We start from the raw sequence: 22,837 nt of genomic DNA, 5'->3' as shown, positions 1-22,837 counted from the left end.
ATTATCTCTACTCATCTCCTGATCGGACTACTTCTTCTTTCCATAACCAGGGGTATAGGGGTGTAAGGGATTTGTTAAGAGAGAATTTGGATAAAGTGGGGGTAAAGTTCAATGTTCCGCAAGTATTGTTTGGTTGAAAGATAAATTGTTGCCGAAGTCGGTGTTAGCTTTGATGAAGTAAGTCATTTTTCAGTAGGATTTAGTTCAGACAAATAAGTCTTTGAGATGGTTAAAAATGGGAAGATTAAAATGAAAACAATTACAACAATTGCCACAGTTACGGCAGATGGTAAACTTACTGTTCAGTTACCACTAGATATTCCAGTTAGTGAGCATCAAGTAGTGGTAGTAATTGATGAAAAGCCAGTAACTAAAGAAAAGCAATCGCCTTTAGATTTCCCTGTGATTAACGTTGGCTCTTGGCCTGAGAATCTTTCTCTCAGACACGAGGATATGTATAGTGAAGATGGAAGATAACTTTGTATTTCTAGACACTAATATTCTCGTCTATGCCAGTATTGCTGAGTCCCCTTTGCATTTAGTAGCTCTAAACGCGATTCAGAGTCTTGAACAGGCTGAGCGTGAATTGTGGATTAGTAGACAAATGTTGCGAGAATATCTAGCAACCCTTTCTCGTCCGCAAGCATTTACTGTTCCTATACCGATTGCAACACTTACTGCTGAAATTCGCTTTTTTTAAAACCGCTTTCGAATAGTTGAAGAAAGTTCTCAAGTGACACAAAGGCTACTAATACTAATGGAGGAAGTTGCCATTGGTGGTAAGCAGGTGCATGATGCGAATATTGTCGCCACGATACTAGTTTACGGTATTCCTCAACTACTGACTCACAACACAGATGATTTTGCTAGATTTTCTGAGTTGATTTGTGTTTTGCCATTACAACAATAGATTTTTTGCACAAGCGGACAAACGTCTCTATGTTAGGCGATCGCTCTTTCAAAACTCTTTCGCGATCACCTGAAATTTTGCTAGCATCTGAACAGTTAGAAGTTGAATATCTTAATTTAATTGCTAAATTATTGAACCTGCAACACTAACAGCAGCTGCGATCACCTCCTTAGCGTTTACAAAATCATTTGAAAAAACCATAGAGAAACTTACACAAGTATACTTGCTAAATTGGAAAAGCTACGCCAGAAAATTTGGCAGAAGCTCAGAAGTATACCGAAAGCAGAGGAAGCGCTTACTAGAACTAAGGAAGGCTCAAAGTCAGATTTAGACGTTATTGCTGCCTACTTGCAACTGCACAAAAAAGTATTGGAACTAGGGCGGATATTTGTGAGCGTCGGTTAGAAGAGAATCATCCCCATACTGTCACTACTCGTGAAAATCTGGCAAGAGTTCGCGCTGAATTGGATTCAGAGCAGTGATATTGTGTCAGATGGAAGATTTATGACTAAAACTGACGTTTAGCTATTCTTTGAGTAGGACAGGAGTAAACAAATTTAATATAAGTTTCTAGTTCTCAGCTTGATCATTGAAGCTCTAAACTTGGATGTTGAAGCTTTGAACTCAAAATTTCTCGTTTCAAGTGAGAAGTTTCTTGTTTCAAGTAAGAAAATTCTCGTTCCAAGTAAGAAAATTTTCGTTCCAAGTGAGAAATTTCATGTTCTGAACTCGGATCATAAAGCTCAAAACTTGAAAAGTGAACCTCTGAGGTTGGATACTCATGTTACAGAGATGATCGCACGACTCAAACTCAACATACAATGCGATCGCTTGCACTCAAGACTGCTGTTGTGCTATTTTCCTAACTTCTTCAATCTCAACTTCTAATTGTTGAGCTATTTCTTCGACACTCACTCCCGCTTTTAGCAACAGGGGAACAGCAGCTAACTTACCTTGTTGTAGTCCTTGTTGTAGTCCTTGTTGTAGTCCTTCTTCCAATGCTTCTTGGTAAACTCTAGTTTGTTTTAGTTCGCTCAATTTCAGCATATCTTCCACCTCTTGGCGGCTTAATTGGGGAAATTTGTAGACTATGATTGTCTCGATTAAATCTATTATCGCTCTTACAGATAAACGATCTGCTCTTTGTTGCCTTGCTTGTGCAATGAGTTCTCTAGCATAGTTAGCGGCATTTTCTTCTGGTTCTACTACTAACTTCACAACGCCAATACCTAAAGACCTGTTAGCTGAGGTTTCGAGTTCATCAAGATAGACACACTGCACTTTTGAACTTTCTAGCAAAACCTGATAAAGTCTGTTTTCATCTGGTTCCAGGTTGCGTTTGGGGTAAATAATCACAGCGTACCAGTCATAGGTAGCTGGATTTTGGTCTAAATACAGAAATAGTTCCGCAAATACCCGATGATAGAGAAATTGATCTTTTTGAAACTGTACCTCACACAAATATACTGTTTGATCAGTGTTGTCTTCTGGTGGTAGAAATATGCCATCAATACGAAAAGCGGTTTGTTTAATTTCTACCGACCGAAACTGATAATCTTGACTATTGCTGGGAGAGTGTCCAATCAACTCAAAGAAAATACTGGGAAATTCTGCGAATAGGTGGTAAAAAATACTGTCTGTTTTCACTTTTGCTGTTGCTGCAAAAATTACATCTTTGCATACTATGCTCTCAATCTACAATGCGATCGCACTACTCAAACTCAACACGTAATGCGATCGCTTGAGTAATGCTTCAGCCAACACAGGGCTAACAACAAACCTTTCACAAAACTAAGCGCTTCTTAAAGCTACAATTGGGTCGAGTTTCGCAGCACGCCGCGCAGGAACAACGCCAAAGAATAAACCTATACCACCGGAAACACCCACTGAAAGGGTAATTGCAATCACAGAAATTCCTGCATCTAAGGGTGTTAAGGCTCCCACCAACAGAATACCACTCACACCGATCGCAGTCCCGATTAAACCACCTGCGGCAGAGAGAATCACAGCTTCAATTATGAACTGTGATAGGATGTCTTGCTGAGTTGCACCAATTGCTTTGCGTAGTCCAATTTCTTGAGTGCGTTCGGTGACGGAGACAAGCATGATATTCATGATGCCAATACCACCGACAATTAGAGAAATTGCCGCGATTGCTGCTAGCATAACTGTCAATGCACCTGTGATCTGACCGATAGTCTGCATTGCATCTTTTTGCGTGCGGATCGTAAAGTCGTCTTCACCTGTAATTTTATGTCGCTGACGCAGCAAATTTGTAATTTGAAACTCTGCTCCATCAACACTATTCGCATTACGAGCCGAGACGACAATATAATCTAAACCAATACCATAGGGAGAATTTCGTCCCACTAATCGGTTTGCAGATGTGGTGATTGGTATTAGTGCTGCTTCATCATAATCTGCACCCAAGCTTGAGCCTTTGGCTTCTAACACACCAATAACTTGAAAGCTGGAATCTTTAATTCGTAGTTGTGCGCCAACAGGATTACTACTACCAAATAGTTTTTCTGCCAATTTCGCACCCAGCACCGTAACTTGATTATTGCGCTTGATATCTACTTCGGTGAAAAATCGTCCTTGAGAAGTTTCAAAATCCCGCACTTCTGGGAAAGTAGGAGTTGTACCAATAATGTTGACGTTGGTGTTGCGGTTGCGGTAAGTTACTACTTGTCTTCTGTTTAACTCTGGGGCAACTCCTGCTACTGTTGGTACTTGAGTAGCGATCGCATCTGCATCAGCCAATACCAGATTTTTCGGTACTTCAAAAGAAATGCGCTGAGTTTCCTGATTCCCAGGAAGGACAAACAGCACATTTGGTCCCAAAGATTCTAACTGCTTATTTACATACTTTTGTCCAGCTTCACCAATCCCAATCATGGCAATTACCGAAGCATTGCCGATGACGATACCTAACATTGTGAGAGTGCTACGTAATTTATTAGACAGCAGGGTTTTCCCTGCCATTTTGATACTTTCTACTAAGTTCATTTTCGTTGTTCTTTCTCTTGCTGTTCCCGTTTATAGTCTTTGGGCGGGTTGATAAATACGCGATCGCCTTCTTTTACACCAGACACAATCTGAGTCTGATCTTTTACCTGCGCTCCCACTGTCACTGGACGGAACAGAGGTTTATTTTCAGCATCTGGGACAAGTACTCCAGTTTCGCCCTTTTCGGTAACAATTGCCACAGTTGGTACTAGAAGCGCATCGTCTACTTGATCGCCTAAAAACGTTAAATCAACATTTAACCCAGAACGTAATTTTTCTTGACCCGTATTAATAGTTACTCGCACTTGAAATAATGTCACACCTTCTTCCTTCACGGCTTCAGGAGCAATCAGGCGTACACGACCTTTAAATACTTGATCTGGATAAGCATCAGTAACAATTTCTACCTGTTGTCCTTCTTTAATTCTGCCAATATCGGCTTCAGGGACTTGTGCTAATACCTCTAAACCCTTAGCTAAGGCAACGATAGAACTGGAAGTAGCCGAGGCACTCGAAGAAGCAGAAGTAGTCGGCGCTACATAAGCACCATCGTTAGCATATTTCTGAGTGACAATTCCTGCAAAAGGAGCGCGGATAACTGTGTCTTGTAACTTCACTTGAGCTGCCTTTAACTGTGCCTGTGCAACAGCTACGGCTGCTTTACGTTGGGCAATTACCTCTGGGCGTGTACCATTTTGGAGCAATTTTAACGCAGCTTTGGCTTCCGCAACAGCAGCTTCTTGGCGGGCGATTTCTTCGGAACGAGAGCCACTTTCTAATAGTGACAATCGGCGTTGAGCTTGTTCCAATGCGGCTTTTGCCCTTCTATCTTCACTCACGTACTGATCTAATTGGTCTTGAGAAATTGCTCCTTGTTCTGCCAATCCTCGATACCGCCTGACTCGTGCCTGCGTCAAGTTCACCTGTGCTTTAGCATCATCTACTTGAGCTTGGGCTTCTTGGATCTCCTGGGAACGATTACCAGCGCGGGCTTGATCTAGTTGTGCTTGGGCTTGTGCTAAACGCGCTCTAGCTTGGGCAATCTCTTGGGGGCGGCTCCCAGCTTGGGCTTCAGCTAGCTGTGCTTTGGCTTGATCTAGGCTGGCTTGGTATTGCAGAATTTGGGCGTTTACATCTGCACTATCCATCACAGCAATAACTTGTCCTTTTTGGACGCGATCGCCTTGTTCAACTTTTAGCTCTGCTACAATTCCTGGTTGTTTCGGGCTAATATTCACGCTTTGATCTGGTACTACCTTCCCACTGGCAGTAATCCGTAATGTGACATCTTTTGCTTCTACAGGAATAGTGAGCGCCGCTATATCTTCTTTACTTGCCCCCCGATTTACCAGAGTATAAGTTGTAGTGCCACCAACAACCAAAATACCAGCTGTGACTAGCCCAATTAGCCAGCGTTGGGGGTATTTCACTTTGCCTATAACGGGAATTTCTATATGGGTATTCATCACAGCAGCCTTGGAAAACAACTTGGATTTCAGGATGGTAAAGCGGAAAGTAAAGCAGAAAATATAGATGAAAAATTTTCTATCCGTAGCCAAGATCATTAGTTTCCTATTGAACTTAAGTTCTGTTAGGATTCATCTTGCATAGGAGAGAGTGAGAGTATAAATAATTAACTTATAGTTTCTTAACTTGATTTGATGGTATCCTTTGCCAAGTATTCTTCACTTCACCTGAATGGGTGACTTTAGGTAAAAGGGATCGAGGATTAGGAATCGGGAATTGAACATTAGTTAATTGTCTCCCTTGTCCTCCTTGTCTCCCCTGTCTCCCCAAATCAACCTACAACCAACCCATCCTGAACTCGAATAATTCTTTTTGTTTGTGCTGCAATATCTGGCTCATGGGTGACAATCACAATCGTGATTCCTTGGTTGTTTAATTCTGTCAGTAATTCCATTACTTCTTCAGAAGTCTTTGTGTCTAAAGCGCCTGTTGGCTCATCAGCTAAAACCAAAGCCGGTCGATTTACTAAAGCGCGAGCGATCGCTACCCGTTGCTGTTGTCCTCCAGAAAGTTGACTTGGACGGTTGAAGATGCGGTCTTGTAAACCGACTCTAGTTAAAGCTGCGATCGCTTTTTGACGGCGTTTTGATTTCGGTATGTTAGCGTAAACCATTGGCAGCATGACATTTTCTAAAGCTGTCGCCCTTGGCAATAAATTAAATTGTTGAAAGACAAAGCCAATGCGTTGATTGCGAATATACGCCAACTCGTCATCACCAAAGGTTGTCAAATTTCTGCCTTCCAAAACATATTGTCCGCTTGTCGGGCGATCCAGACAGCCGATAATATTCATCAGTGTCGATTTCCCAGAACCAGACATACCCATAATGGCAACATATTCCCCCTCCTCAATTGCCAGATTAATTCCTTTTAGTACTGGCACATGCACATCCCCAAGCTGGTAAGTTTTGGTAATATATTCCATCCAAATCATTGTTTTTTGGTTAGTGGTTAGTGGTTAGTGGTTGGTGGGTAGAGACGCGATGTTCCTCACGTCTGTACATTAGTGGTTAGTGGTTAGTGGTTGGTGGTTAGTGGTTAGTGGGTAGAGACGCGATGTTCCTCGCGTCTGTACATTAGTGGTTAGTGGTTAGTAGTTAGTGGTTTAAACTAGAAAGTTTAGGTTTAAAACTTGAAACTTCAAGCTTGGAACTAGAAAGTTTAGGTTTAAAACTTGAAACTTCAAGCTTGGAACTAGAAAGTTTAGGTTTAAAACTTGAAACTTCAAGCTTGAAATTAGAACATTTCGGTTTAAAACCTAAAGCTTTAGGCTTGGAACTAGAACATTTTGAAATGGCTAATACCTTTTCACAAAAATACTTTGCTATCTGGTGCGCTAACTTTTGTTTCTCTGCGTTTAAATTTAGCCTTAAACATAGCAGACAACCTGGATGTGCTGCTGCCACTGAGGGCTTAGGGCATAAAATTTAATATTAAATTTTTTAGCTACTTATTACGATATCATACTATACCGTCTAGTATAGTGACCATCTCCGCTAATAATTTGCGACATTCAATGTTGTAAGGTAAACCGATGAGGACACTATTTGAGAAATTCTCCTTATCTTTCCTGTCCTCCTTGTCTCCCTTCGCTTGTCCTCCTTGAGGTACTACCATGACTCAGACTGCCCCCCAACCGACAGAAGATATTAAAGATATTCCCTTACCACCTGCGAAAGAAAAGCGTCGCAAAAAGCTAATACCTCTAGTGATTGGGCTACTGCTGTTGGTAAGTGGGATTGGCTATGGAATCTGGAGGTGGCTGCAACCGCCAACAGCAGGGGACGTACTCAAATTTAGTGGCAGAATAGAAGGTTACGAAACCGAAATAGGGGTGAAAAGATCAGGTAGGGTTGAATCTATTTTTGTCCGAGAAGGTGTAGCAGTCAAAAAAGGACAGCAGTTAATTCAGCTAGATGATAGTATTGTCCAAGAACTGCAAGACCAACTAAAAGGCGCACAGGCGCAGGTATTATCAGCCCAGTCGGATGAACAGCAGGCACTTGCAGATGTAGAGAGAGTTCAAGGGGAAATTAAACAAATTGATAGTCAAATTGAAGAAGCAAAATTGAATTTATTGCAGTCCCAAGGTAATACTCAAGGTCGAGTCAAGCAGGCACAAGCGAATGTCGCCGCCGCTAAAGCACAACTTGTACAGGCACAAGCACAAGTCAAGCAAGCAGAGGCGGAAGTCAAATTAGCGAAAGTGAATCGCGATCGCTATGCCAAACTTGTAAATGATGGGGCAATTAATCAACAACAATTTGACCAAGCCCAAACAACATACGACACCGCGATCGCAACTTTAGAAGCCAAAAAAGCAGCAGTCAATGCGGCACGGGAACAGTTAAGCGCTGCTGAAGGTGAACTAACACAAGCCAAAACCACAGGCTTGAATCCTGAGATCCGTACAGCTCAAATAGAAGCACTCAAAAGACAACGACAGCAGAGTCTTGCTCAGTTAAAATCTGCTCAAGCCAAAGTCAAATCTGCTCAAGCCAAGGTTAAAGATACCCAAGCTGCTAAACAGCAAATCCTCACCCAAATTCAAGATGCCAAGAAAGACCTAAATGTTATCAGTCCTTTGGATGGGGTAGTAACTGCCCGGAGTGTAGAACCAGGAGCCGTTGTCAGCAATCAGACCAATATTCTCACCATTGTTGACCCTAAAACAGTATATCTGCGTGGTTTTATTCCTGAAGGCGAGATCGGCAATGTGCGTTTGGGACAAATCACCAAAATTTACTTAGATTCTGCACCTAAAAAACCCCTGACAGGCAAAGTAATTTCTATTGATCCACAGGCTTCGTTTACCCCAGAGAATATTTACTTCCAAAAAGATCGAGTTAGGCAAGTGGTGGGTGTTCGCATTAGTGTGGAAAATCCTAGTGGTTGTTTTAATCCAGAGCAACCGTATAATAACGGAAATTTACCTTGTGCCAAAATTGGGATGCCTGCGGATGGGGAAATAAGGATAAAGGATGAAGTATGAAGGATGAAACAAGTAGTAAAAAAAATAAGTGATATATATTACTCTGAAGGTAGTGAATCTACTAAAGCAGTATGCGTTCGTGGTCTGCATAAGCATTATGGGCAACTTGCTGCGGTGCAGGGCATTGATTTTACTGTCTACAAAGGTGAGATGTTTGGGCTAATTGGTCCTGACGGTGCGGGGAAGACAACCACCTTTCATATTTTGGCAGGTGTGATGGAAGCAACAGCAGGAGAAGTGCAAGTTTTTGGTCAACCTGCACGGGATGCACGCTTAAAGACTGGTTATCTGACACAGCAGTTTTCGCTATATCTTGATTTGAGTATTGATGAGAATTTGCGCTACATTGCAGGTTTGCGGCAAGTACCGGATAATTTGTTGTGGGAACGTCGCCAGAAATATCTGCAATTGATGAGCTTGGAAAAATTTGGCGATCGCTTAGCCGGACAACTTTCTGGAGGGATGAAACAAAAGCTGGCGTTATGTGGTGCGCTACTTTCTCAACCGGAAGTTTTGTTACTTGATGAACCTACCACAGGTGTAGATCCAGTCTCGCGTCGGGAATTTTGGGATGTACTAGCTGAATTGTCAGCAGAAGGGATGACAATTGTTGTCGCGACACCCTACTTAGATGAGGCTGAACGTTGCGATCGCGTCGCTTTAATGTACAGTGGGCAAATTCACGAAATTGGTACACCAGCGGAATTACGTGCCAACTTGGACTTACATCGCTTAGAAGTCCGCACTTCAAATTTAGAACTAGCTGAACAAGTTTTATCGCAGAATCCACCTACAAATATAGTAGATGTACAAACATTTGGCGATCGCTTGGATGTCCTCGTTCAAAATGTAGCAGTGGGAGAAACCCAAGTTAGGGAATTATTACAACAACAGCATTTACCTGTTCCCGCAATAGAACATAATGAACCCACTCTCGAAAACGTCTTTGTTACCCGTCTACGTCAACAAGGTTCTGCACCACAGTTTTTTGCTTTTCCACGTTCCCGGGGGGGGAATAGAAAACATGGGGGACAAGGAGGACAAGGAAGAATTTCTGCTTTGTCTTCCCCCTCTCCCTTGTCTTCTGCCTCTCCTCTTGCGATTTCAGCCCGCAACCTCAGTCGCGTCTTTGGTAAATTCCAAGCAGTCAAAAGTGTCAATGTAGAAGTGCGTTATGGCGAAATCTTTGGACTTTTGGGGGCGAATGGTGCAGGAAAAACTACAACTATCAAAATGCTGTGTGGCTTGCTAGAACCTAGTGGAGGTGAAATTTCCCTTGGTGGCGAAACCGGAAACCTGCGGAGTGCACAACTGCGGCGACGCATTGGTTACATGAGTCAGAAATTCACTCTTTATGATGACCTGACGATTCTAGAAAACCTAGAATTTTACAGTGGTGTTTATGGTGTTCCTCGCAAATTGCGTCGGGAAAAAATAGATTGGGTAATTGCTACTTGTGGGCTAAAGGGACAAGAGAACATGCTGACTGGCCAGTTACCCGGTGGTTGGAAACAACGAGTTGCTTTTGGTGCGTCGGTGATGCACGAACCTGATATTTTATTTTTAGATGAGCCGACATCCGGAGTAGATCCACTCGCCCGTCGTCAGTTCTGGAAACTAATAAACGACTTTGCCCACAATGGCACAGCTATATTAGTCACAACCCATTATTTAGAAGAAGCTGAACAGTGTAACCGCATGAGTTTTATGGTTGCAGGTGAAACTGTAGCGGAAGGTTCTCCGAGTTCGATTAAAGCTTCTCAACCTGGACAACTGATAGAAATTATTATTAATAACAATCAAGCCGCTTCTAAATTGCTAAAACAACACTTAGATTCTTGGCGCGTTTCCATTTTTGCCAATTGCTTACATGTAGTTCTTGATCACGCAAATACAGAAGTACCACAAATACGTAGACTTCTAAGCTCTGCTAACTTGAGTATAGAGTCTATTCGCCCTATCCCTTTTTCTTTAGAAGATGCCTTTATTGGTATTGTGCAACGGGCGCAGAACTAGTTTCGGTGCTTTCTTCAGCAGATTTAACAATTTCCTAGCTGTTGCAGATGGTGCAAAAGTTTTTGCCATTCATATGAAAAGAATTTTCGCTCAATGTATTAAAGAATTAGCTCAATTTCGTCGCGATCGCCTGACTTTGGCATTAGCATTTTTACTCCCATTCCTGACGCTGTTGATTTTTGGGTTTGCAATTCGCTTGGAAAGTAAGGATATTCCCTTAATTGTGCAAGATTTTGACCATACAAATCTCAGCAGAAGCTATATTGAACGATTGTATGCCACAAATCAGTTTATACCCCATAAATGGTCTGGTACAGACCCAGTGCGGGATGCGATTGATCGTGGTATTGCCAAAGCCGCTGTAATCATTCCTCCCGAATTTAGTCGCGACCTTCAAGGTGGTAAAAGTACTCAAGTACAAGTATTCATTGATGCTACAGATGTTAACAATGCCCGTGTGATAAAAAATAGTATTCAACAAGTGACAAATTTTTTTATGCGCGATCAGGGATTATTAGCTGCTACTAGTAGTATTACTCCCAATATGCGCCTCTGGTTTAATCCTGGTCGATTGGAATCATTATATATTGTGCCAGGAACTTATGCAGTTGTATTGTGGATTTTTCCCTCCTTACTAAGTGCGATCGCAATGGTAAGAGAAAAGGAAAAAGGCACAATCATGCAAGTCTATGCTTCCAGCATCACTGCTACTGAATTAATTCTTGGGAAAGGACTGGCATACTTACTAATTGCTCTTGCTGAAGCATTAATAGCCATGATACTTGGTTCGGTAATTTTCCGAGTTGGTTTAGCAGGTAATCCCTTAACTTTAATCATTGGCTCTCTATTATTTATTGCCGATAGTGTATTATTTGGTTTGTTATTAGGAGTACGTAGCAGTAATCAAAATGCAGCTGTTCAAGGTGTTTCTTTGATTGGTTTCATTACAGCTTTGTTACTCTCTGGTTTTATTTATCCACTCAATAATATTCCTTTTCCACTTTCGCTAGTTCCTAATGTTGTTCCGGCACGCTATTACATTGATATCACTCGTGATGCTTTTGTTCGCGGGACAGGATGGGCTGGTGTTTGGTTTGATTTAGTGATGCTGGCTATATTAGGATTGATCTTTTTTAATGTTTCGCGTCGAGTTTTAAGTAAGATGCAATTACCAGATTAAAAAATAAACAGAATTATGGAAAGGAATTAATTGTCATGACTATTATCACTGCTAAATGGACAATTGACGAATACCATCGCATGATTGCTGCTGGAATTTTAAGCGAACGCAAAGTTGAATTGTTGAAAGGAGAAATAGTAGAAATATCCCCAGAAGGATAACTCCATGCTTATTGTAGCCATAAAGCGGATATTTGATAAATCGAACACGGATGAACACAGATGCACACAGATAGGTTATTGGTGTTCATCTGTGTGTATCTGTGTTCGTTATTTTTATCTTATTTATCACCACTCAAAAAATTTATCTTATTAATTATGAAAATTTTTCACCGATTATTTAACAGTTCTTTTTGGGCATTAGTACGTAAAGAATTTCGCCAAATTCTGCGTAATAAACAGCTAATCATACTGTTAACTGTACCACCAACAGTGCAACTATTGCTCTATGGCACAGCCCTTAATCCTGATGTGCATAACTTGCGATTAGGTGTGATTGATTATGCCAATGTTGGGTCAAGTCGAGAACTAATCACGGCAATGACTTCTAATCGTGTTTTTACTCTAGATTCGGTTCCGACTAGTGAAAAAGAATTAAGTCGCCAGGTAGAAGAAGGAAAATTAGATGTAGGTGTAATTATTCCACCAGAATTTCCACGCCAGCTAGCAAAAAAATCAGCAAATATTCAAGTTTTTATTGATGGAGTGAATGCAAATACAGCAGGCATTGCTGGCAACTATATAAATCAAATTATTCAACAATATAATCGCCATTTAGCAAATGCTCAAGCCAATCCGCCAGTGTCACCTCAAGTCGTGTTTCTCTATAATCCTGGATTAACAAGTAGCTGGTTTTTTGTCCCTGGAGTGATGGGTTTAGTGTTGACATTAATTGGTACGTTAGTGTCAGCAGCAACAGTCATCAGGGAAAAAGATACAGGAACTCTAGAACAACTGCTGATGACTCCTGCGGCAAACTGGGAGATTTTACTAGCAAAAATTGTGCCTTTGGTATTTCTAATGATGGCAGATGTATTGCTAGCTTTAACTTTAGGATTGGTAGTCTTCCATTTGCCGTTTCGGGGTAATCTTTTGCTGTTTTTTACCTTATCGGCTGTGTATGTATTTGTAGGAATTAGCTTGGGAATGATGTTAGCAACGATCGCGCGATCGCAACAACAAGTTTTACTTACATCCTTTTTCATCAATATGCCATTAGTACAAACTTCTGGCGCGATCGCTCCTATCGAAGCAATGCCACCTTTTTTCCAATATTTATCTCTCCTCAATCCCTTACGTCATTACATCACCATTGTCCGGGGTATTCTACTCAAAGGCGTAGGTTTTGATGTCCTCTGGATGCACGTTCTCGCCTTAGTTGGTTTTGCTGTAGCGTTAATGACAATTAGTGTGAAGAGATTTCGTAGCCAGTTGAGTTAAGGTTATACGTATTTCTAGTTTGTAAACTCTATAAATTTACATCTAGCTTGAAAATAGGAAACAGGGAACTCTTAACAAAGATCGGAGATTAACTTAACAGCAAACCCATGATCCATCGGTGTTCGTGTAATTCATCCCTCGTTGTGGGCAATTGCTCCTGGGGGTATTGCACCTGTTGTAAAGCCTCCAATCCCCTGACTAATCGCTCCTCAAAGCAGCAATCGGATCTAACTTGGCGGCGTTGCGTGCTGGGATAACTCCAGCTAATAATCCAACTGTAAACGAGAGTCCAAAACCAGCGATAATTGATAAAGGAGAGACGACAAAAGGAAATTTAAAAATAGCCGCCGCCGCCGCTGCAATAATCACACCTCCTACGATTCCAATACTTCCTCCCAAAGCAGATATGACGATCGCTTCTGTCAAAAATTGGTTGAGGATAGCAGAATTAGTTGCTCCTAGTGCTTTGCGAATCCCAATTTCCCGTGTCCGTTCAACCACTGAAACGAGCATGATATTTGCAATCCCAATCCCTCCAACTAACAAAGAAATTCCAGCGATCGCTACGACCATGACAGTGAATAAACCCACAACATTAGTAAAAGTATTGGCAATATCAGCTTGATTGGTAATCCTAAAATCATCTACTTGTGGTGGAAAAATATTGTGTCGCAGACGCAAAATATTAGTAACTTGAAACTGAGCTGCTTCTAGTTGTTCTTCATTTCTGGCTTTCAGCAAAATTCCATTCACAGACACACCATTTAAAGCATTATTGCCAACAAGCCTTGCTGACATACTAGTAAGAGGAATAAAAATTTGGTCATCCCGGTCTATTGGCCCTTGGGAACCTTTTGGTTCCATCACTCCAATCACTTCATAAGCTTCTCCCTGAATGCGGATTCTTTCACCGATGGGATTGGCAGCTTCACCAAAAAGTGTCCTCTGGATTGTAGGACCTAAAACAGCAACTTGCTTGGCAGTATCTAATTCCTCTTGGTTAAAAAATCTTCCTGATTGCGGGTAAGTATTCCTCACTTCTGGATAATTCAAATCTGTGCCATAAATTGTTGTTGATGTATTCTGTCCTCCGTAGACAACTTGTGCATTTCGTTGTAAGTAGGCAGAGACAATTTGAGCAGATGGCGCTTGTTGAGCGATCGCTTTTGCATCTTCCCAAGTTAAAGTGCTGCTAGAACCAAGCCCCTGACGGACATATCCACTTCTGGCAGAACCAGCAAACACTTGCAGAATATCCGTACCTAATGCCTGAATTTGTTGTTCAGTTGCCTTTTGTACACCTTGACCGACAGAAGTAATAGCAATTACCGAGGAAATCCCGATTATCACACCTAGCATAGTTAAGCTGGTGCGTAATTTATTACTCCACAGGGCTTCCGTGGCCATTGACAATATTTCCGATATTGGCAACTTGTAATCATTTTGGCGTTGCATATTCGCGGGATGATTTTCTTTTCTCTATTCATCAAAAAAATTTCTTCTTCGCGTACTTCGCCTCTACCCTGCGGGTAGACACGAAGTGGCTTCTGTTCCCTGAAAGGGTTCCCGAAGGGTAAGTAGCCTATGAGCGCGTCTAATGCTGTTCATTACTTTATCCGTTTATCGTGCAACACCAGAATTTTTATCCAAAGAAAAAACTTACTCAATTTGTAAAAATACGAACTTTTGCTTCTCTACATAGAGCGACGACCACCGCCACCACCTCCAGGCATACCCGGAAACATACCTCTAGGTGTTGATTGGGGTCGTGAACCTGGTGGAAAACTCAGCAACACCCTTTCATTACCCTGCAAACCAAACTTAACCTCTGTAAAGTTATTAACAGTGACGCCAGTTTGAATGGGAGTAAACTTAGGTTGCTCATCTACCCCAGCCACAAACACACCTGTAGCATTTTGTTGGCGCACCACGGCAGCAGTAGGTACAACGATCGCATCTTTTAATTGACCAACTTGAAACTCTGTTTCTACATTCATCCCAGACCGCAAGAGATTTTGCGAGTCAGAAGTAATGGTTATTTTGACTTCAAAACTAGTAACATTTTGCTCTACTGTGGCTTGAGCAGCAATTTGGCTGACTCGACCCTCAAAGGTCTTGCCTGGATATGCATCTGCTGTAATTGTGACTTTCTGACCAAGGCGGATTCTAGCAATATTAGTCTCAGCTATATTTGCCACAACCTGATTTGCAGAAGCCAAAGACAAAATTGAAGAAGATACTGCCGAAGAAACAGAACTAGCTGAGGTTGTAGGAGTGACAAACGCACCAGGGTCAGCATACTTTTTAGTCACAACACCATCGAAAGGTGCTTTGATAATCGTGTCATTAATTTGGGCTTGGATATTTTGCAGCGAACCACGAGCAGAAGTAACTTCGGCACGGGCGGCGTTAATATCTTCTTGGCGTGACCCTGCTTTTAGGAGTGCTAAAGCCTGTTGTCTTTGCTTTACCACAGCTTCTAATTGCTGAATGTCTTCTGGTCGCGATCCTGCTTTTTGCAGTGCTAGTGCTTGCTGGGCTTCAGTAACTTGGGCTTGGGCGCTATCAAGATCTGCCCGTTTTTGGTTTACAGTTTGCAAAGAAATAGCCCCAGCGTTGTAGAGTTCCTGGTTGCGGCGTAGGTCATCGTCTGCTTTACTCAAACTAGCTTGAGCCTGTTTTAAGCGTGCCTGTGCTTGGGCAATATCCTGAGTGCGATTGCCTGCTTGAGCTTTACGTAGATTTGCTAATGCTTCATCTAGCTGTGCCTGTGATTGGGCAATATCCTGAGGACGATTACCTACTTGTGCCTTTTGTAAATTTGCCTGAGCCTGTGCCAGTTGTCCTTGGGCTTGGATGAGTTGCCCTTGCAGATTGGAATCATCCATGTAAGCCAGTACTTGTCCTTGTTTAACTGTATCTCCTTCCTTGACTAAAAGTTTTTTTAGTATGCCTGAATTTTTAGGACTGATATTGATTGACCGTTCCGGTTTCACGGCTCCATTGGCAGAAATCCTTATCAGTAAGGTTTTTCTTTCTACAGGAAGTGTTAAAATTTTGCGTCTTGCTTCTTGAGTAGGAACAACAACTAATTGGCGATAAACTACAAAACTAACTCCACCTATCAGTAAAAGAATGAGTAGCCAAGGAAACCAAGTAATTTTGACTTTTTTTTTGATATTTGGCAGCGAAGGTAAGGAATCTACAGCGTTCTCTGTATTAGAAGCCATTTCTATAATTTTTTTGTGTAAAAATAACTGTTACCAACGGATACTTCTGTTTCTACCAGGATTAGCGATCGCTTAATAAGGTACTGTCATTCACTATGGGTTGGGAAAAGGTTCAAGGGTAAATCAAGAAGAGAAAAGGTTAACTTTCCTCCTTGTTTTCCCTTGATCCGATTTCTGCAAGAAGGATTATAAACTTATCGTAGAAATTGCGCTGAGCAATTACATGATGCAAAGGTCACAAACTAGTACATGACTAAAGTCATGGATGCTGATTGGGGTGGTGGGGAGTGTAGGGAGTGTGAGGGGTGTGGGGAGTGTGTAGACGCGCTTTGCGCGGCTTCCCGTAGGGTGGGGTGTGAGGAGAATAAATATTAACAAATGACAAATGACAAATGACCACCAGCCACCAACAACCAACAAACAACAAACAACAACCAACCACTAACCACTGTTTTTTCTTTCACACACGAGCGGAGATCGTTTAAGCTATCTGAAAGATTCCTTCATTAGTGGCAGAGAGGCGGTAGTGTGCCTAAACGAATTGGTTTAATTTCTCTGATTGTTGTCTGTAGTTTGTGGAGTCTCCCTAAAACTGCTCATGCACAAGCATTAGTACCCCATACATTACAACTTGATGCTGCCAAATTAGAGCAGCAGGGTTTGAGCCTGGCACAAGAAGCAGCACAACTAGCACAGTTTCAACAGTACGAAATGGCTATGCCTAGAGCTAGGCTAGCATCTCAATTAGCTCCAAAAAGTGATAAAGTTTGGTTTCTCTTAGGCGGTTTGTATTTGCAAACCAAAGAATTAGATTCTGCGATCGCTGCTTTAAAAAAAGCCCAATCTCTGAATCCCAAAAATGGTGATGTTCTTTTCGCTTTGGGTTCAGCCAGCTTTCAGCAACAAAAGTATGATGTTGCTATTAACTATTTCCAACAGGGTCTAAAGTTAAAACCCAATGATCCAGAAGGGTTATTTGATTTGGGCAATGCCTACTATATGCAGCGTCGATATCCTGATGCGATCGCTCATTACAATCAAGCAGTCTCCCAAGATAAAAAATTCTGGCCCGCAATTAACAACATTGGTTTAATTAAGTACGAACAAGGTGATGTTGCAGGAGCTATCCAACAATGGCAATCTGCTGTCACAATTGAAAAGCAAGCCGCAGAACCTTTATTGGCTCTAGCTGTGGCACTATACAATAAAGGCGAACGGCAAAAAGGTCTAGCGATGGGTGAAACAGCACTCCGCATTGATGACCGTTATGCTGATATAGATTTTCTCAAAGAAAATCTCTGGGGCGATCGCTTACTGGCGGATACCAAAAAATTCCTAGAATTGCCCCGCATTCAAGCAGCTTTACAGCAAAGAGGGGAGAATACAGCAACTCCCACACCACAGCAGACGCAGTAAGTAATGGGGAGGGTGGGGAGTGTGGGGAGTAGTAAATAATCAACTACTAACCACTAACTACTAACCCCTAACTACTAATAATTCCTGTTACTACTTGCTCAAAAGTTCTATCGGTGCTATTTAATAGTACATATATATTAATCAGGAAAAGAAACGGTAGCCCAATAGAGTGAATGGGCAACCGTCTTAGTTTAGGGGGTGTATCATCACTAATCATCTTTAGGCAGCAGTGCCATGATCTGGTCAACAAAAAGTTGATGATCAACAACAGGCTTAGAGATGTATCCATCAGCACCACTTTGCTTGAGAAAATTCTCGCGATCGCCTTCCATTGCATGTGCTGTCACGAGAATAATCGGTAAAGCAGCAGTTTGTGGATCGGATTTGAGCAGTTGTGTAATCTTGATACCATCAACGGACTTACCTTGGTAAACACTTCTCGAGAGAGAAACATCCATTAAAATAATGTCTGCCTCTCCCGTTTGGGCAATTTTTATTACCTCTTCTACATTTTCAGTATGTTTTACTTGCAGTCCACCGCGTTTGGTCAAAATTTTAGAAAAAACGCGAGCATTAATCAGATCGTCTTCGACAATCAAAACGGTTTTCATGAGAATTTGACTTTTAGGGGTGAGGGGATAACAAGAATTTTAGATTTTGCGAAAAGTTTGTAGACGTTTTGCGGCTTCCCGTAGGGTGCTAGGGCTTCCGGCGTACTCTACCTTGAAGCCGAGAAAGCGGGCATCTACAAAGCAGCGTCCCGGAGGGAACTTCAAAGCTTTTCAAGACGGATTTTGGATTTTGGATGATTAAATTGGATTAGTAGTTTTTCCACATTTACGGTGAATTCCTTTTCACCAATCTAAAATCTCCAAGCCTCTTTGACGGGAGGAGCTAAGTAATTTTGAATTCTGGACTTTGATTTTGGATTCAGTTTCACGCTGCTTGTATGCAAGGCATGACCCGAAAATCTAAAATCTAAAATCGCAAATCACATAGTTAATCCAAAATCTAAAATCGAAAATCGTATGTGTCTCCTTCTGAGTAATCAATGTGTATCCCCGACATCAAGGATAATACTACTGCTTTTTATCGTGTAACTATCAAGATTTTGTAATGATGAGCATTACATCCGCTATGCTGTGGTTGCTGTAATGTTCAGTAACGGCATATTTTGTGTAGTGAAAACTTAGGGACAAACTCATGGCAAAACAGTTAAACCTTCTCTCTACGGGACAGGTCATCACCACAGCCTTGCATACCGAAATGCAACGGTCTTACCTTGAATATGCCATGAGTGTGATAGTTGGACGGGCATTACCAGACGTGCGTGATGGTTTAAAGCCAGTGCATCGACGAATCTTATACGCCATGCACGAACTTGGTTTGACACCTGATCGCCCTTATCGGAAATGCGCTCGTGTTGTAGGAGACGTGCTAGGTAAATACCACCCTCACGGGGATCAAGCTGTTTACGATGCTTTGGTGAGGTTGGTACAGGAATTTACTTGCCGCTATCCCTTACTGGCAGGACATGGTAACTTCGGCAGTGTAGATAATGACCCAGCAGCAGCGATGCGCTACACAGAAACGCGTCTCGCACCGATTAGCCACGAGGGAATGCTAGCCGAAATTGGCGAAGAAACAGTAGAATTTGTCGGTAACTTCGACAATTCACAACAAGAACCGACTGTATTACCAGCACAGTTACCGTTTTTATTGCTCAATGGTTGTACTGGTATTGCTGTGGGTATGGCGACAAATATCCCACCGCACAATTTAGGGGAAATAGTAGATGGGTTAATTGCTTTAATTGATAACCCTGATTTACCGGATGATAAATTATTTGAGTTAATTCCTGGGCCTGATTTTCCTACAAGTGGAGAGATTGTTGGTAATACAGGAATCCGGGAAGCTTACACTACAGGCAAAGGTGGTATTGTGCTGCGGGGTGTTGCCCAAATCGAGGAAGTGGTCGGTGGGCGCACAAGCAAACGGCGGACAGCAATTGTGGTGACAGAATTACCTTTTCAGGTCAATAAGGCAGGTTGGATTGAAAAAGTTGCGGAACTGGTAAATCAAGGTCGCTTGCAGGGAATAGCTGATATCCGAGATGAAAGCGATCGCCAGGGAATGCGTGTAGTCATAGAACTCAAACGCGATACCAATCCCCAAGATATTCTCCAGCAACTCTACCACCAAACTGCTTTACAAACGAATTTTGGGGCGATTTTATTAGCTTTGGTAGATGGACAACCGCGTCAGCTATCTTTACGCCAATTATTGCAGGAGTTTTTACATTTCCGGGAACAGACGCTTTCCAGCCGCTACACCTACGAGTTAAGTAAAGCGGAAAATCGTTTGCATTTGCTAGAGGGCTTGTTGAAAGCCCTATCTCGTCTAGATGAGGTGATTGAAATTTTGCGACGGGCTGCTGATGGCAGTACTGCAAAAATCGGCTTGCAAAGTCGCTTGCAATTAAGTGATGTACAAGCAGATGCAATTTTGGCAATGCCACTCAGACGGTTGACAAGTTTGGAACAACAGAATTTACAGAAAGAATACGAACAGTTACAAGAGGAAATAACAACGTTACGAAAATTACTGGGTGATCGTCGGGAATTACTTAAAAGCTTGAAAAAAGACCTACGTACTCTCAAGCGCAAATATGGTGACGAACGTCGTACCAAAATAGTGACTGTGAGTGAAGAAAAACAGCGCAAAGAGTCTCTCACGCGAGGAGGTACAGAGGAAAATTCCAAATCTTTATCTGCAAGTTTTAAACCAGAGTCCCCTCCAGAAGAAGTGGCTTTAGAATTGACACAACGAGGATATGTGCGTCGCCTGCAACTGAATGGCAAAAAGCCGAAGGTTGATAACGGTATGGCTGATAATGACTTTGTCATGCAAACAGCCTTGACTGATACAGATAAAGATTTGCTGGTACTAACTAGCAGTGGCAAAGTTTATCCGGTAAAAGTGGGCGATATTCCTCCAACTACTGGGCGATCACCACGGGGAACACCATTAATCACCTTGCTGACTAATACTGCTCAAGAAGCTTCTGAAGCTTTTGTCAGCCGCTTTTTGCTTCCAGAAAAGCCAGAAGATGGTGAGATGATTTTGTTGACTAAGCAGGGAAGAATCAAGCGCCTGTCCTTAACAGAATTTACTAATTTAACGCGTCGCGGCATTACTATTTTGAAACTCAAAGACGATGACGAATTATTATTAACTCAGTTCGCTACCACTAACCAACAAATCATTCTCGCTAGTTCTGGTGGGCGATTGTTGCGGTTTAAAGTTAACGACGAACAACTGCCTATTATGGGTCGTACTGCGATGGGTCTACAGGCTATGCGCCTGCGTCAACAAGAAACTATGGTTGGTGGCGCGACCTTTAATACTGAAGAAAACATTTTGCTAGTAACTCAACTAGGATATGCCAAACGTCTGCCTACTAGTGCTGTGCGATTAGCTAATCGAGGTGATATTGGTACTCAAACTTTCAAATTTGCTAGTAAAACTGATTACTTAGCAGGTATGGTATTAGTTAAGCCAGGATCTGAAGTGGCTTTGGTGACTAATCATCAACGAGTGGCACGTCTCCAAGTAGATACAGTAACGAACTTGGCTAAAGATACCACCGGTGAGAGCATCGTTCAACTTAGCCGAGATGAAAAAATTATCGCTGTTGCTGAGGTCGCAACAGAAAACAGCTAATGTTGAAACTTCAGATGAGCCACGGTACATAATTTAGAGGCGCTAGTCCGACTGCGCCTCGATTGACTAAAGTTTTTTGAATCAAGTATTTGCTCTTGTTAAGATAAGCGATCGCAGCATCTAATACAATTCCACAAAATTCTTGATACAAATCTTCCCCCTTGTCTTCCTTGTCCTCCGTATCCCCACACTCTCGCATCTCTGTGTATATTTTAAGTCAGAAGCCTTTTTCCCTGCTGCTATCTGCCTTCTACTTATAACTACGGTATCTTCTCTATTTATTGAGTCTACTATTTTCTAGTAGAAGTACTCGTTGAATTTGTTCTGCACAAGTTCTTCCGAAGTAAGCAAGCCAACTAATCATTCCCAGCAGTTTTGCACCATCTTCTAGTAAGTATTCATTTTCATTCCCAAGCCAATCTGTGACTGGAAGTAAGTCAAGAAATACTGATAATCCAAAAAAGCCAAAAGCGAGAACAAGGAAAATAAATTCTGTCTTTAATATGGTTTTCCTAAACCTAACTAAATAAAATGAGATCAGGATTCCATACCCAAGGAAAACGAGTTTTTCAGAAATATTTAGATAATAGGGAAAAACTTCTTCATGAAGAAGAAAAAGATCATCTAGTAGCAGAATAGATGTTATTACTCCAGAAAAAAGAAAAAAATGAGAAAATTCACTACAAATTTTTACATTTTGGAGTATTTTAAAGCTGAACAAAGAAATAACTACAGCACCACACCAAATTAATATACCAAAGTTGGAAATTGCTCCCCAATAAAATGGTGCTTTGGCAACTGCTAATGGATCTCGTGTCAGGTACTCTACAGGTACTTTATTTTGCAACTTTAGAATTACAAAAAGAATCACTACTGGTGTGTATATCAATAAAATAATTGGTAGTAATACTCTGAATCGAGCAAAACTGAAGAGTCTGACTTGAGTATTGCTTTGCTGCTCACTTTTTTTTAACATACTCTACCCTTGTACAAGCAGTTGCTGTCCAAAGACAGTAACTAAAGATGTATTGATTTGTATATTGAAAATTTTGTGGCTGTAGTTGTTTGGTTATCTCCTAACTACATTTCAAAACTTGTAATTGTTGGTATTGATTAGGAAGTTATCTTAAGAAGAGATTAACGCAAAATTATGCAGCAATTAACCTTTGTTATTTAAAATTATCATGAAGAATAGTTGAATATCGTGTTTTTACTCAAACCTCATATCACGAGTCAGTCAGGAACAGTAGGATTATGCTGTGTATGGGCAATATTTCTCTTTAACTCTTTATTAAGCCCTACTACACCCAATGAAAATTATACGTACAGAGTATAAATTATGCAGCAAAATATACCTAAATATCAAAATTTTCTCAAACTAATTGCTAATAATTC

General features: G+C 41.5%; 22 protein-coding genes and 1 pseudogene. 13 read left to right on the top strand and 10 right to left on the bottom strand.

Annotation, left to right across the window (positions count from 1 at the left end; translation table 11 throughout):
- Positions 1-249 precede the first annotated feature (249 nt).
- The 5 genes from RS893_RS04300 (at position 250) to RS893_RS04280 (ending at position 1,315) form a co-directional block, all read left to right on the top strand.
- Positions 250-477, top strand: coding sequence for a hypothetical protein (locus tag RS893_RS04300; RefSeq protein ID WP_315790026.1), 228 nt, complete (start codon positions 250-252; stop codon positions 475-477).
- Positions 467-700: a hypothetical protein gene (locus RS893_RS04295; RefSeq protein WP_315790025.1), complete on the top strand. Its 234-nt coding sequence runs from the start codon at positions 467-469 to the stop codon at positions 698-700. Before RS893_RS04300 ends, RS893_RS04295 begins: the two co-directional genes overlap by 11 nt.
- A gap of 33 nt (positions 701-733) precedes the next feature.
- On the top strand, positions 734-910 hold the full coding sequence (locus RS893_RS04290; protein ID WP_315790024.1) for a hypothetical protein: 177 nt from the start codon (positions 734-736) through the stop codon (positions 908-910).
- A gap of 5 nt (positions 911-915) precedes the next feature.
- Complete coding sequence (locus RS893_RS04285) at positions 916-1,059, top strand: hypothetical protein (protein ID WP_315790023.1); 144 nt, start codon at positions 916-918, stop codon at positions 1,057-1,059.
- A gap of 82 nt (positions 1,060-1,141) precedes the next feature.
- A complete protein-coding gene (locus RS893_RS04280) occupies positions 1,142-1,315 on the top strand; it encodes a hypothetical protein (protein ID WP_315790022.1) in 174 nt (57 codons plus the stop codon).
- Positions 1,316-1,747: 432 nt separating this feature from the next.
- On the opposite strand, the gene RS893_RS04275 is transcribed toward RS893_RS04280, so the two are convergent.
- From RS893_RS04275 to RS893_RS04260, 4 genes are all read right to left on the bottom strand, one after another.
- Positions 1,748-2,557 carry an Rpn family recombination-promoting nuclease/putative transposase gene (locus RS893_RS04275; RefSeq protein WP_315790021.1) on the bottom strand — a complete coding sequence of 270 codons (810 nt, stop codon included), beginning with the start codon at positions 2,555-2,557 and terminating at the stop codon, positions 1,748-1,750.
- 144 nt (positions 2,558-2,701) lie between these two features.
- Positions 2,702-3,919 carry an ABC transporter permease gene (locus RS893_RS04270; protein ID WP_315790020.1) on the bottom strand — a complete coding sequence of 406 codons (1,218 nt, stop codon included), beginning with the start codon at positions 3,917-3,919 and terminating at the stop codon, positions 2,702-2,704.
- A complete protein-coding gene (locus RS893_RS04265) occupies positions 3,916-5,385 on the bottom strand; it encodes an efflux RND transporter periplasmic adaptor subunit (protein WP_315790019.1) in 1,470 nt (489 codons plus the stop codon). Before RS893_RS04265 ends, RS893_RS04270 begins: the two co-directional genes overlap by 4 nt.
- Before the next feature lie 332 nt (positions 5,386-5,717).
- Positions 5,718-6,380, bottom strand: coding sequence for an ABC transporter ATP-binding protein (locus tag RS893_RS04260; RefSeq protein WP_102204762.1), 663 nt, complete (start codon positions 6,378-6,380; stop codon positions 5,718-5,720).
- A gap of 212 nt (positions 6,381-6,592) precedes the next feature.
- Here RS893_RS04260 and RS893_RS04255 point away from each other — a divergent pair, with 212 nt between their 5' ends.
- The 6 genes and pseudogenes from RS893_RS04255 (at position 6,593) to RS893_RS04230 (ending at position 13,073) form a co-directional block, all read left to right on the top strand.
- A complete protein-coding gene (locus tag RS893_RS04255) occupies positions 6,593-6,877 on the top strand; it encodes a hypothetical protein (RefSeq protein WP_315790018.1) in 285 nt (94 codons plus the stop codon).
- A 184-nt stretch (positions 6,878-7,061) separates the two neighbouring features.
- Positions 7,062-8,438: an HlyD family secretion protein gene (locus RS893_RS04250; protein ID WP_315790017.1), complete on the top strand. Its 1,377-nt coding sequence runs from the start codon at positions 7,062-7,064 to the stop codon at positions 8,436-8,438.
- Between the two features lie 3 nt (positions 8,439-8,441).
- Complete coding sequence (locus tag RS893_RS04245; protein ID WP_315790016.1) at positions 8,442-10,454, top strand: ATP-binding cassette domain-containing protein; 2,013 nt, start codon at positions 8,442-8,444, stop codon at positions 10,452-10,454.
- Between the two features lie 73 nt (positions 10,455-10,527).
- Positions 10,528-11,634, top strand: a complete 1,107-nt coding sequence (locus RS893_RS04240) for an ABC transporter permease (RefSeq protein ID WP_315791863.1) — start codon at positions 10,528-10,530, stop codon at positions 11,632-11,634.
- A 35-nt stretch (positions 11,635-11,669) separates the two neighbouring features.
- Positions 11,670-11,792, top strand: a pseudogene (locus tag RS893_RS04235) (Uma2 family endonuclease); the annotation flags it as partial.
- A gap of 159 nt (positions 11,793-11,951) precedes the next feature.
- Entirely contained in the window at positions 11,952-13,073 is a 1,122-nt protein-coding gene (locus RS893_RS04230) for an ABC transporter permease (RefSeq protein ID WP_315790015.1), read from the top strand.
- Positions 13,074-13,271: 198 nt separating this feature from the next.
- Here the strand turns inward: RS893_RS04230 and RS893_RS04225 are convergent, their stop codons facing one another.
- Positions 13,272-14,480, bottom strand: a complete 1,209-nt coding sequence (locus RS893_RS04225) for an ABC transporter permease (protein WP_396336425.1) — start codon at positions 14,478-14,480, stop codon at positions 13,272-13,274.
- Between the two features lie 287 nt (positions 14,481-14,767).
- Complete coding sequence (locus RS893_RS04220) at positions 14,768-16,303, bottom strand: efflux RND transporter periplasmic adaptor subunit (protein WP_315790013.1); 1,536 nt, start codon at positions 16,301-16,303, stop codon at positions 14,768-14,770.
- Positions 16,304-16,831: 528 nt separating this feature from the next.
- On the opposite strand from RS893_RS04220, the gene RS893_RS04215 reads away from it, so the two are divergent.
- A complete protein-coding gene (locus tag RS893_RS04215; protein WP_315790012.1) occupies positions 16,832-17,719 on the top strand; it encodes a tetratricopeptide repeat protein in 888 nt (295 codons plus the stop codon).
- A 209-nt stretch (positions 17,720-17,928) separates the two neighbouring features.
- Here RS893_RS04215 and RS893_RS04210 read toward each other — a convergent pair whose 3' ends face one another.
- Together RS893_RS04210 and RS893_RS04205 are read right to left on the bottom strand one after the other, a co-directional pair.
- A complete protein-coding gene (locus RS893_RS04210) occupies positions 17,929-18,330 on the bottom strand; it encodes a response regulator (RefSeq protein WP_315790011.1) in 402 nt (133 codons plus the stop codon).
- A 39-nt stretch (positions 18,331-18,369) separates the two neighbouring features.
- Positions 18,370-18,495: a hypothetical protein gene (locus RS893_RS04205; protein ID WP_315790010.1), complete on the bottom strand. Its 126-nt coding sequence runs from the start codon at positions 18,493-18,495 to the stop codon at positions 18,370-18,372.
- A gap of 427 nt (positions 18,496-18,922) precedes the next feature.
- Between RS893_RS04205 and gyrA the strand changes: the two genes are divergently transcribed.
- Positions 18,923-21,442: a DNA gyrase subunit A gene (gene gyrA / locus RS893_RS04200; protein ID WP_315790009.1), complete on the top strand. Its 2,520-nt coding sequence runs from the start codon at positions 18,923-18,925 to the stop codon at positions 21,440-21,442.
- A 10-nt stretch (positions 21,443-21,452) separates the two neighbouring features.
- Here gyrA and RS893_RS04195 read toward each other — a convergent pair whose 3' ends face one another.
- Both RS893_RS04195 and RS893_RS04190 read right to left on the bottom strand, forming a co-directional pair.
- Positions 21,453-21,593 carry a hypothetical protein gene (locus tag RS893_RS04195; protein WP_315790008.1) on the bottom strand — a complete coding sequence of 47 codons (141 nt, stop codon included), beginning with the start codon at positions 21,591-21,593 and terminating at the stop codon, positions 21,453-21,455.
- A 123-nt stretch (positions 21,594-21,716) separates the two neighbouring features.
- Positions 21,717-22,418: a hypothetical protein gene (locus tag RS893_RS04190; RefSeq protein ID WP_315790007.1), complete on the bottom strand. Its 702-nt coding sequence runs from the start codon at positions 22,416-22,418 to the stop codon at positions 21,717-21,719.
- Positions 22,419-22,837 lie beyond the last annotated feature (419 nt).

This window comes from Fischerella sp. JS2 (assembly GCF_032393985.1).
In the GTDB taxonomy this organism is placed as follows: domain Bacteria; phylum Cyanobacteriota; class Cyanobacteriia; order Cyanobacteriales; family Nostocaceae; genus Fischerella.
Note: the sequence above shows the minus strand (reverse complement) of the source record. Positions and strands in the feature narration are given on the sequence as shown.

Bases quoted from the DNA above. Each gene is read 5' to 3' on its own strand.
- RS893_RS04225 (WP_396336425.1), bottom strand. From the start codon at position 14,480: ATGGCCACGGAAGCCCTGTGGAGTAATAAATTACGCACCAGCTTAACT.
- RS893_RS04270 (WP_315790020.1), bottom strand. From the start codon at position 3,919: ATGAACTTAGTAGAAAGTATCAAAATGGCAGGGAAAACCCTGCTGTCT.
- RS893_RS04300 (WP_315790026.1), top strand. From the start codon at position 250: ATGAAAACAATTACAACAATTGCCACAGTTACGGCAGATGGTAAACTT.
- RS893_RS04210 (WP_315790011.1), bottom strand. From the start codon at position 18,330: ATGAAAACCGTTTTGATTGTCGAAGACGATCTGATTAATGCTCGCGTT.
- RS893_RS04265 (WP_315790019.1), bottom strand. From the start codon at position 5,385: ATGAATACCCATATAGAAATTCCCGTTATAGGCAAAGTGAAATACCCC.
- RS893_RS04250 (WP_315790017.1), top strand. From the start codon at position 7,062: ATGACTCAGACTGCCCCCCAACCGACAGAAGATATTAAAGATATTCCC.
- RS893_RS04260 (WP_102204762.1), bottom strand. From the start codon at position 6,380: ATGATTTGGATGGAATATATTACCAAAACTTACCAGCTTGGGGATGTG.
- RS893_RS04240 (WP_315791863.1), top strand. From the start codon at position 10,528: ATGAAAAGAATTTTCGCTCAATGTATTAAAGAATTAGCTCAATTTCGT.
- RS893_RS04295 (WP_315790025.1), top strand. From the start codon at position 467: ATGGAAGATAACTTTGTATTTCTAGACACTAATATTCTCGTCTATGCC.
- RS893_RS04220 (WP_315790013.1), bottom strand. From the start codon at position 16,303: ATGGCTTCTAATACAGAGAACGCTGTAGATTCCTTACCTTCGCTGCCA.
- RS893_RS04230 (WP_315790015.1), top strand. From the start codon at position 11,952: ATGAAAATTTTTCACCGATTATTTAACAGTTCTTTTTGGGCATTAGTA.
- RS893_RS04190 (WP_315790007.1), bottom strand. From the start codon at position 22,418: ATGTTAAAAAAAAGTGAGCAGCAAAGCAATACTCAAGTCAGACTCTTC.
- RS893_RS04245 (WP_315790016.1), top strand. From the start codon at position 8,442: ATGAAACAAGTAGTAAAAAAAATAAGTGATATATATTACTCTGAAGGT.
- gyrA (WP_315790009.1), top strand. From the start codon at position 18,923: ATGGCAAAACAGTTAAACCTTCTCTCTACGGGACAGGTCATCACCACA.